Below are 9,865 nucleotides of genomic sequence, written 5' to 3'. Positions count from 1 at the left end.
ACCTTCGGCGTGATGGACCGGCTGCACTGGCTGGTGCACTTCACGTCGTTCGACGCCTACCAGGAACTGACCGACCTGGAGCGCACCGACGACGAATTCCGCACGTTGATGACCAGGGACTACATCTCGCCCGTCAAGGGTGGGGGCGGCTGGGGCCGCACCTTCATGCCGGGCACGATCGAGGACACCCTGCTGGTGCCCTACCAGTACCCGGCCGGCTGAACCCCCGGCGTCGTCGATGAGGGTCTGGGTCTTCCCCGGTCAGGGGTCGCAGCGCGCAGGGATGGGTGCGGAGCTGTTCGACCGGTTCCCGGAACTGGTCGCCACCGCCGACGACGTGCTGGGCAGGTCGGTGCGTGAGCTGTGTCTGTCGGACCCGGCGGGCGAGCTGGCCGACACGCGGTGGGCGCAGCCGGCGATCTTCGTCGTCAACGCCCTCGCCCACCGGGCCGTGTCCGAGCGGGAACCACCGCCCGACTACCTGGCCGGGCACAGCCTCGGTGAGTACAACGCGCTGCTCGCCGCCGAGTGCTTCGACTTCGCCACCGGCCTGCGCCTGGTGCGGCGGCGCGGTGAGCTGATGGGTGAGGCGGCGGGTGGCGGGATGGCGGCCGTGGTCGGGCTCGACCCGGACGAGGTCACCGCGCTGCTGCACCGGTGCGGGGTCGCCGACAGGGCCCAGGTCGCCAACGAGAACTCGGTCACCCAGGTGGTGGTGTCGGGTGAGGCCGAGGCGATCCGTCTGGTGCGCCACGCGGTCCGCGAGCTGCCCGGAAAGCGGTGCGTCCCGCTCGCCGTCAGCGCGGCGTTCCACTCGCGGTACATGGCGGACGCGGCGCGTCGGTTCGGCGAGCACCTGGCGGGCGTCGTGTTCCGTGACCCGGCCGTGCCGGTGATCGCGAACGCGACCGCCGCGCCGTACCCGGTGGGCGGGGTGGCCGCTCTGCTGGCGCGGCAGATCGACAGCCCGGTGCTGTGGCGGAGGTCGATGCGCGAGCTGATCCGACGTGGGGTCACCGAGGCGCGCGAGGTCGGCGACGCCAGGGTTCTCACCCCGCTGTGGCAGGCCGCGGTGGCCGAAGGTCCCGAGCCGGACGGGGCCGCGGCGGCCGACGGTCCTGGGCCGAACGGGGCCGCGGTCGGACGTTCCGGGTGGGACGCGGTCGTGGTCGGGGGTTCCGCACCAGCCGCGCCGGCACCGGCGGCACCGGCGGCGAACGGTCATGCCCAGCCGGAACGCGAGGTCGACCCGGACGCCGCCGCGCTGGGCAGCGCCCGGTTCCGGGCGGCCTACGGCCTGCGGTACGCCTACCTCGCCGGTGCGATGTTCCGTGGGGTCGCGTCGGTCGAGTTGGTCACCCGCATCGGGCAGGCCGGGCTGTTGGGCTACTTCGGGTCCGGCGGACTCGATCTGGCCGAGGTCGAACGCGCCGTGCTGCGGCTCGCCGGCACGCCGGGCCTGACCTACGGCGTCAACCTGCTGCACGACCTGGCCGACCCGGCGGGCGAGGAAGCGGTCGTGGACGTCCTGCTGCGCCACGACGTGCGGTTCGCCGAGGCGGCGGGGTTCACCTCCGTCACTCCGGCGGTGGTGCGGTTCCGGTTCGCCGGGGCGCGCCGCGGGCCGGACGGGGCGCCGGTCGCGGTCCGCCATGTCCTGGCGAAGGTGTCCCGGCCGGAGGTGGCGGCTGCCTTCATGGCCCCGCCGCCGGCCGACCTGCTGCGCGGCCTGGTGGACCGGGGCGCGCTGACGCGCGGCGAGGCGGAGGTGGCGCGGCGCCTGCCGGTGGCCGGTGAGGTGTGCGTCGAAGCCGGCTCGGGCGGGCACACGGACGGGGGAGTGGCGCTGACCCTGATCCCGTCCCTGGCCCGGCTACGCGAGCGGGTGGTGGCCGAACACGGCTACAGCGACGGGGTGCACCTCGGCGCGTCGGGCGGTCTGGGTGCGCCCGAGGCGGTGGCGGCGGCGTTCGTGCTCGGCGCGGACTTCGTGATGACCGGCTCGGTCAACCAGTGCTCGCCGGAGGCGGGCACCTCCGACGCGGTCAAGGACCTGTTGTCCGGCCTGGACGTGCAGGACACCACCGACGCCCCGGCGGGCGACCTGTTCGAGCTGGGCTCGCGGGTGCAGGTGGTCCGCAAGGGCACGCTGTTCGCGGCCCGCGCCAACCGGCTCTACCAGCTCTACCGGCAGCACGGCGGCCTGGAGGAGCTGGACGCGGGCACCCGGGCTGCCCTGGAGCGGGACTGCTTCCGGGCGCCGCTGGAGCAGGTGTGGAAGCAGACCCGCGAGCACTACCTGGGCATGGGGCGTCCCGACGAGGTGGAGCGCGCCGAACGAGACCCCAAGCACCGCATGGCGCTGGTGTTCAGGTCCTACTTCGCCCGTACCAACCGCCTGGCCACCGCGGGCGACGAAGCCGAGCGGGCGAACTTCCAGATTCACTGCGGCCCGGCGATCGGCGCGTTCAACCGCTTCGTCGCCGGGACGCCGTTGCAGGACTGGCGCGCGCGCCACGTCGATCTCATCGCCGAGCGGCTCATGGTCGGCGCGGCCCACGTGCTGCGGGAAAGACGAGCGGCGCTCACCGGTGCCGCGTCACGAGAATGAGGGAGAAGCAGTGACCGAAGTCGGCAACGGGACCCCCACCGTGCGCTCAGCTCTGCACCAGACGAGCCAGCCGGTAGACCGGGTGCTGCACTCGGGTAACTGCGGCGTCCTGGTGCAGCGTTCGGCCCAGATCGCCGCCAGCCAGGCAGACCTGGCGCGCGACCTCGCGCGTGAGGCCGCGCAGTTCGTCAACGGCAAGCAGGACGGCCTGGCGACGGTATTCGTCTACGAGGATACCTTCGGCGTCAAGGACCGCGTGCACTGGCTGATCCACCTGCGGTCCCTGGAGGACTACGACGCTCTGGTCCATCTCGGGGGCGCGCCTGACCTGCGCGACGGCGTGCTGGGCGGCTACGTGGCGCATCAGCGGGCCCGGGACTGGGGGGCAGCGTTCGTACCCGGCAGCGTCGAGGAGCACATGATGTTCCCGCAGCGGTGGGGCATGTTCGGCACGGCGACCGAGGCGATGGCCAAGGACCCGTCCCTGAGCCCCCTGAAGGCCGACTCGCCGGTGCCGTGGTTCGAGGTGCTGGGCGCGGCCCACCAGACCGCGCAGGATCCGGACCGGATCCTGACCACCGCCAGCGCGGGTGTGATCATGCACCGCGTGATCGACTTCAGCTACCAGTTCCGCGCCGAGGCGCGGCTGTTCGCCCGGACGGTCGCGGAGAACATGAACCTCAACGCGACCGGCCACGCCACGGCGCTGGTGTTCGAGGAACTGTTCGGCCCCATGGAGCGCGTGCACTTCTTCATCCACATGAAGCACCTGAGCAGCATGTACGTGCTCATGGGCATCGATGCGCGCACGGATCCCACCGCGCCGCGCGCCGCCTACATGCGGGACTGGGTGTCGCCCGAGCGGGGTGCGGGCGGCTGGGACCGCATCATCCGCGAGGGCGGCGGCCGGGACCACGCGCTGACCGCGCAGCAGTGGGGCTAGCGAGGACGCGCGAAGGGGAGGAAACCCGGCCGGGTTTCCTCCCCTTTTCCGTGCGATGTGACGAACCGCCCGACGCGGGCCCGCGCCCGGCGGCGTGGGAGGGGCCCGCGGGGCCCCTCCCGATCCGCTGTCAGACCATGGTGGTGATGCAGAACGGGTGCCCGGCCGGATCCTGGAGGACCCGCCACCTGACTGGAAAACCCAGCGCAACGTGGGCAGGCTCGTGCCCACCAGGGCACTTGGCCGCTGGTGGGGGTGATGGCAACGGGTGCGATGCGGCTGTTACCGGTCCTTCTACCGGCGAGCGGCGTTGGACGGGCGAGCGATCTCGCTGGCGGGTGGCCGTCAGGGCGCGGGTCAGGCGGCGGCGAGGGCCGCGGCCTGCTCCGGGGAGATACCGAGGTTCTTCATCTGGCGGGCGGCGGCGCGGCTGCGCCGCTCGGGGTCGCCTTGGCGGGCGTAGTAATCCTCGCCGAGGTCGCGGAATGGTACTGCTGGATTACTCAACAGCTCCCAGATAATTGAGCCGCGCTGTCGCGACGACTGCCTTCAGCGCCCCGCGGCGGCGTTTGAGTCGCCGGTGGCGGGCACCGGTAAAGGTGTGGGTCCGCCCGGCGACGACCGCGGTCGTCGCGAGGATCCGGCGCGGGTAGCGGTTGCCTTTACCGGTCCGGCCCATGCGCAGCGAGCCACCGGACTGGATCGTGCGCGGGGTCAGCTTTGCCCAGGACACCAGATGGCCCTTGGTGGGGAACTGGGACATGTCCGTGCCGATCTCCGCAAGGATGATCCGCGCGGCGTCCAGGCTGATCCCGGGGATCGCGTCGAGCAGCGCGACCAGACAGGGTCCGGTCATCCCCGCCGGCCAGGCGGGCCGGGCCGGTGCGGCGGACGGGACGATCTCGCCGGTGGCCGGGTCGACCGTGCCGTCTTCGCCGCCGAAGGTCTCGGTGGTGGTTCGGGTGGCGGGAGCGGCGATCTCGACGTGGCCCTTGGGCATGGGCAGCGTGGCGACGTACTGCTCGATCCGCGCGGACAGCGAAGCGATCTTTGTGTCGATCTCGTCGATCTGCTCGAGGTAGACCTTGAGCTGGAAGGCGTGGTGGTCGGAGAACTGGCCGGTTAACGCGGCGATCAGCGTCTCGCGGGGTGCCTTCAGCCCGCGGGAGAGGTCCGCGAGCCGGCGCGGGTCGCGCTCGCCGGCGACCATGGCGTCGAGCATCCGCCGCCCGGAGAGCCCGAAGATGTCCGAGATCACCGCCGAGAGCTTGACCAGGGCCAGTTCGAGGACCTTCTCGACTCGCTGCTTGGCCCGGGTCCGGTCCGCGACCAGGTCCGCGTTCATCCGGGTGAGGTCGCGCAACTCCCGGATCTCCTTCGGGGGGACGAACGAGGCGCGCAGCATGCCCCGCTCGGTGAGCTTGGCCAGCCACACGGCGTCGAGTTTGTCCGTCTTGGGACGTCTTGGGACGTTCTTGGGACGTTCTTGGGACGTTCTTGACGTCGCGAGCGTTGACCAGAACGACGTCCAGGCCCCGTTCTTCGAGGAAGAAATACCATAACCGCCAGTAGTCGGAGGTGCTCTCGGGCGTGACCCGCTCGATCCCCTCGCGGACCAGTCTGTCGGCCAGTTCCACCACCGCCGGGTAGGTCGCCGGCACGTCGAGGACCGCTGTGCGCCGCTTGCCCTTCTTCCCGTACGGCATGCGGATGCACACCTTGCCCGCCTTCTTGGCGACGTCGATGGCGGCGACGCGCTGGAGGATCTGCTCATCCTCGTCGTCGGGCAGCTCCACGCCCTCCACACCAACCCCCTTCAGGTCGACTACTAGAAGCAGCCGTCCGGGGACCGAAAGCAATCATATTCTGACTGGCGTGCTCGGAGCACAGGTGGCGACCCGTAAGGTCAGGATCCCTCGCCAAACTGAAAATCGGCCTCAAGGCCAGGAAGCGGACGGCGTTGGACGGACGGCCGGCGCCGACCTTCCCAGACCGCTTGGCAGGGCAGACCTTCGGCCAGGGGAAGCCGGTCACGCGCTCGCCGACAGGTGTACACCGGCACCATGGCGGCGCGATCCCGGGAGGCCGCCAACAGCCCGGGGCCCTGGCAGGGCCCGATCGACCAGCCGGACCGACCGCGGCAGCACCAGCCCTTTCACGCCGCAGGCGGCGTGCCCGAAGGGCCAAAGAAACTGAGAGGTGGCAGCGGTACTCGGCCGAGGTGCTGCCGTCGTTCCTCGCGGAGATGGACCTGCCGCTCGCCGAGCCGGTGCTCGAGGCGATCCGCAACGCGCTCGACCGCGGCGACCTGGGCTACACCTTCACCACCAGCTCGCAGCTGCAGTCGGTGTTCGCGAACTGGCTGCGCTGCCGGTTCGGCTGGTCGGTGGATCCGGCGATGGTGATCCCGTTCCCGGACACCATGCGGGTGGTCGAGGTCGCGCTGGAGCAGTTCACCGAGCGGGGGGACGCGGTGGTGGTGGACGTCCCCGCCTACCCGCCGTTCTTCGAGGCTGTCACCGCCGCCGGGCGCGTGCTGGTGCCCAACGGCATGAAGCTGCGGGACGACGGCTGGCGGCTGAACCTGCCCGGCCTGGCCAAGGCGTTCGCCGACGGGGCCAGCACCTACCTCATGTGCAATCCGCACAACCCGACCGGCAGGGTGTTCACCGAGTCCGAGCTGCGCGCCGTGCTGAGGCTGGCGGAGCGGCACTTGGCGGTGGTGATCTCCGACGAGGTGCACGCGCCCCTGGTGTACGCCGGGCGTGAGCACGTCCCGATCTCCTCACTGCCCGGGGCCGCGGCCACCTCGTCGGTCACCGCGATGTCGGCGAGCAAGGGCTGGAACATCTCCGGCCTGAAGTGCGCGCTCGCCGTACCCGGCAGCCCCGCCGACCACGAGCGCCTGATGGGTATGCGGCCCCGCGACCGCGACGGCGTGGGCATCCTGGGCGTCGAGGGCAGCGTCGCCGCGTTCGCCGGCGGCGACCTGTGGCTGCGGCGGACGATGCGCTACCTGGAGGGGAACCAGCGGATACTCGCTGACCTGCTGGGCTGTTTCGGCTCCGACGTCACCCACCACGCCTCGGACGGCACCTACCTGGCGTGGCTGGACTGCCGCCGCATGGCCGACCGTCTGGGCATCGCCGACCTCGGCCAGTTCTTCCTCGACGTGGGCAAGGTCGCGGTCAACGATGGCAGGCTGTACGGGGCCGAGGGCTTCGTCCGGCTCAACGTCGCCACGCCGCGCCCGGTGCTCGAGGAGCTGGTGCGGCGGATGGAGAAGGCGGTGCGCCAGGTGGAGCAGCCTGCCGGCACCGACGACCGGCACTCGCTGCCGAAGGTGCCCGCCACCGGCGTGCTGCCCTGATGGTGAGGTCGGCGGCCACGTGCGCTGGGGGCCAGGTACGCCGTTCGTCACTCGCGTTGGTCACCCGCGTCGGGTCAGAGGAGGCACGGTGCGGCCGTTGGCCGAGTCCTGCAGTAGCTACTCGAACCGCTTGGCCCGGGTCTGGTCCTTCTTGGCGCTGGTCACCCACCAGATGGCGGCCTTGCGGTAAGAGGCTGGCTGGCTCTGGAAGAAGGTCCACGCCGCGTCGTCGGCCTTCAGCCGCTGCTCCTGGTCGGGCTCGAAGGCGACAGAGTCCCCGTTCTGCTCGTAGGAATACGACCCGGCCTTCGCCTCGGACCGATCCTGGAGCGCCTTTTCCCCGGCGGACCGCATCCGCCCCTCGGCACGCAGCTCCGCCACACGCCTGCGGTTCACGTCGCTCCACACGCTGCCGGGCTTGCGCCGCGTGAACCGGATGACGTAGTGCTGCTCATCCACCCGCTGGCGCCTGCCCTCGATCCACCCCACGCACAACGCCTCGTCGACCGCCTGGGCCCACGTGATGCCGGTTCTGCCTGCTCCCTTCTTGTAGAAGCCGACCCACGCCTCACCTGCCGTCTCGTGATTGGCCTCCAGCCAGCTGCGCCATTCGTCGGGATCCGCGAAGTACGTGGCCTTGGGTTCCGGGCTACTGGACAAGACCCCTCCCGGGAGATCGCTATTGTGGCCGATGCTACCCGGCTTGTGACGTTGTGACGTGCGTCTCTTAAAGACCAAGCTGGTAGAGAAGGCGGTCTGACTGCAAACATGTCGGAATGTCGCCCGGTACGTCGACCCAATTGTCCTCAAGCGTCACCGCAGAGCATGTTATGGTCAGGGCCGCGCAGAGATGACGCTACGTTGTGATCGGTGACGTTTTGTAGACGTGCTGTGGGGTGACTCGGGGCGCCCTAGGCGACACAGCGCGAGCGAAGCGTCCCTTTCCCCATGCGTACCTGGCACGGGCCGCGCAAACCAGCTCCGCACGCCCAGATATCGGTTCGAGGAACACGGCAAAGCTCTTCGAGAAAAACTTCCGGTCGTTGAATTACCGAAAACCTGGCCGGCCGTAGTGACGGAAGTGGCCTTCCGGTCGGATGATGAAAGCGCGACCAACCAAAACCCGACCAAGAAGGCCATCTCGTGCCATCATGCCAGACCGGCGCCGCGCTGTCGAACGGCCACGACCAGGCCATCGACGGAAAAGCCGCCCGACTTCTCGAAATGCTGCGCCAGGTAAAAGACTTCCGCGCCGACCGTGGGAAGGTCTACGACCTTCCTTTCGTGCTCGCCGTCACGCTCGTCGCGACGCTCGCCGGCGCCACGGGATACCGGCAGATCGGAAGGCGCGCGGCCGACCTCCCGCAATGCCTGCTCGCCCAGCTCGGCGTACCCTACGACCATTTCACGGCGGCCTACGCCGCACCGAGCGAGTCCACCATCCGCGACGTCCTCACCCACGTGGACGCGGACCTGCTCGACCTGGTCACCTGCGCCTGGATCCACGACTGCGCGACCCGCGACCACGACGGGGACCTCGTGATCGCGCTGGACGGCAAGGTGCTGCGCGGCGCGTGGACCGACGAGAACAAGCAGGTCAAGCTGTTCGCGGCCATGACCCACGACACCGGCGCGGTGGTCGCGCAGACCCTGGTACCCGACGACACGAACGAGATCACCCAGGTCGCCAACCTCGTGAAGAACCTCCACCACACCCGCGGCCGGACGATCGCCACAGCCGACGCGGCCCACGCACAGTTCAGGACCGCCATCCTGCTCAGAAAACGCGGGATCGACTACTGAGCTTTAAATTTCGGGGTCAGGGCGGTTTTCTGTAGCTGTCTACCAGCGGGTTTGGGGCGGGTAGACCAGTTGTATGAGGTACGCGACGGGTGGCGGGTTGACGCCCGCCGATCAGGTGGAACGTGAACGGGTCCGGTTGGCCGCGGCCAGCCGGTTCGCGGCGGGGGCGAGCCAGGCCGAGGTCGCCCGGGAGTTCCGGGTGACTCCGAAGACCGCGAGCCGCTGGCACCACGCGTGGGAGATCGGGGGTGAGGCCGGGTTGCGGTCGGCCGGGTCGGGGTCACGGTGCCGGTTGGATGATCGGGACCTGGCCCGGTTGGAGGCGATCCTGCGCCGCGGTCCCGGACCGTACGGCTGGGATGATCAGCGGTGGACGTTGGCCCGGATCGCCCAGGTGATCGAGCGGGAGTTCGGGGTGTCCTACACGCTGGCCGGGGTGTGGCTGCTGTTGGACCGGCACGGCTGGTCGTGTCAGCTTCCCGCCCGCCGGGCGGTCGAACGCGATGACACCGCGGTCCAGACGTGGACGGAGCAGGAGTGGCCGGCGGTAAAAAGACCGCGGCGACCCAGGATGCCTGGGTCTGTTTCCTCGACGAGACAGGGCAGAGCCTGAGGCCGCCACGGGCACGGACCTGGGGTCGACGTGGGCGGACACCGGTGGTGCGGGTACCCGGCCGGAGCAGGTCCGGGCGGGTGAGTGTGGTTGCCGATGGTCTGCTACCGGCCCGGGTGGCGGCCACGGCTGCTCTACCGGGCCCGGATCTGGCGTAGTCGTCCCGGGGAGCGCAAGGGCATCGGCTGGGAGGACTGCCGGAATCCGCTGGCCGCCGCGCACGCGCAGCTTCCCGGGGGCCGGCTGATCCTGGTCTGGGACGGGGTGAACATCCACCGCCAAGCGGAGATGGCCGCGTTTCTACAGGAACACGCAGATTGGGTGAGCGTGGTGGCGTTGCCGGCTTATGCCCCCGAGCTGAACCCGGCGGAGGGGGTGTGGTCACAGATCAAGCGGACCGCGCTGGTGAACCTGGCCGCCCGCACCCTCGACGACGTCCACCGGGCGGTCAAGCACGGGCTGAAACCAGGGCGCCGTCAAAGGGATAGTCATTAAATAAGTTGATCATTTGATCTGTGTTTGGGG

The 9,865-nt window shown here is 70.1% G+C and carries 10 protein-coding genes and 1 pseudogene; 7 read left to right on the top strand and 4 right to left on the bottom strand.

The features are described 5' to 3' along the window. From AC08OT_RS15755 to AC08OT_RS15745, 3 genes are all read left to right on the top strand, one after another. Window positions 1-222, top strand: a 222-nt coding sequence (locus tag AC08OT_RS15755; protein ID WP_476602968.1) for a DUF6039 family protein, incomplete at its 5' end; no start/stop codon positions are given. Window positions 223-238: 16 nt separating this feature from the next. Then, a complete protein-coding gene (gene fabD, locus AC08OT_RS15750) occupies window positions 239-2,611 on the top strand; it encodes an ACP S-malonyltransferase (RefSeq protein WP_476593788.1) in 2,373 nt (790 codons plus the stop codon). A gap of 10 nt (window positions 2,612-2,621) precedes the next feature. Then, window positions 2,622-3,554, top strand: coding sequence for a DUF6039 family protein (locus AC08OT_RS15745; RefSeq protein WP_476593789.1), 933 nt, complete (start codon window positions 2,622-2,624; stop codon window positions 3,552-3,554). A 357-nt stretch (window positions 3,555-3,911) separates the two neighbouring features. Here AC08OT_RS15745 and AC08OT_RS15740 read toward each other — a convergent pair whose 3' ends face one another. The 3 genes and pseudogenes from AC08OT_RS15740 to AC08OT_RS15730 all read right to left on the bottom strand — a co-directional run. After that, a complete protein-coding gene (locus tag AC08OT_RS15740; protein ID WP_476596081.1) occupies window positions 3,912-4,061 on the bottom strand; it encodes a hypothetical protein in 150 nt (49 codons plus the stop codon). Further along, window positions 4,054-4,989 carry an IS110 family RNA-guided transposase gene (locus AC08OT_RS15735; RefSeq protein ID WP_476596082.1) on the bottom strand — a complete coding sequence of 312 codons (936 nt, stop codon included), beginning with the start codon at window positions 4,987-4,989 and terminating at the stop codon, window positions 4,054-4,056. The genes AC08OT_RS15740 and AC08OT_RS15735 overlap by 8 nt, the downstream gene beginning before the upstream one ends. Window positions 4,990-5,116: 127 nt before the next feature. After that, window positions 5,117-5,260, bottom strand: a pseudogene (locus AC08OT_RS15730) (hypothetical protein); the annotation flags it as partial. Window positions 5,261-5,775: 515 nt separating this feature from the next. Between AC08OT_RS15730 and AC08OT_RS15725 the strand changes: the two are divergent. Next, window positions 5,776-6,924: a MalY/PatB family protein gene (locus tag AC08OT_RS15725; RefSeq protein WP_476593791.1), complete on the top strand. Its 1,149-nt coding sequence runs from the start codon at window positions 5,776-5,778 to the stop codon at window positions 6,922-6,924. 117 nt (window positions 6,925-7,041) lie between these two features. Here the strand turns inward: AC08OT_RS15725 and AC08OT_RS15720 are convergent, their stop codons facing one another. Beyond that, on the bottom strand, window positions 7,042-7,584 hold the full coding sequence (locus AC08OT_RS15720; protein ID WP_476593792.1) for a YdeI/OmpD-associated family protein: 543 nt from the start codon (window positions 7,582-7,584) through the stop codon (window positions 7,042-7,044). Window positions 7,585-8,067: 483 nt separating this feature from the next. Here AC08OT_RS15720 and AC08OT_RS15715 point away from each other — a divergent pair, with 483 nt between their 5' ends. The 3 genes from AC08OT_RS15715 to AC08OT_RS15705 all read left to right on the top strand — a co-directional run bounded on the left by AC08OT_RS15715 (window position 8,068) and on the right by AC08OT_RS15705 (window position 9,835). Continuing rightward, on the top strand, window positions 8,068-8,727 hold the full coding sequence (locus tag AC08OT_RS15715; RefSeq protein ID WP_476593793.1) for an ISAs1 family transposase: 660 nt from the start codon (window positions 8,068-8,070) through the stop codon (window positions 8,725-8,727). Window positions 8,728-8,800: 73 nt separating this feature from the next. Next, window positions 8,801-9,340, top strand: a complete 540-nt coding sequence (locus AC08OT_RS15710; RefSeq protein WP_476593794.1) for a winged helix-turn-helix domain-containing protein — start codon at window positions 8,801-8,803, stop codon at window positions 9,338-9,340. Between the two features lie 96 nt (window positions 9,341-9,436). Continuing rightward, window positions 9,437-9,835 carry a transposase gene (locus AC08OT_RS15705; protein ID WP_476596087.1) on the top strand — a complete coding sequence of 133 codons (399 nt, stop codon included), beginning with the start codon at window positions 9,437-9,439 and terminating at the stop codon, window positions 9,833-9,835. Window positions 9,836-9,865: the final 30 nt, after the last annotated feature.

The sequence above is a fragment of the Frankia sp. CgJB1 genome (assembly GCF_977947065.1).
Note: the sequence above shows the minus strand (reverse complement) of the source record. Positions and strands in the feature narration are given on the sequence as shown.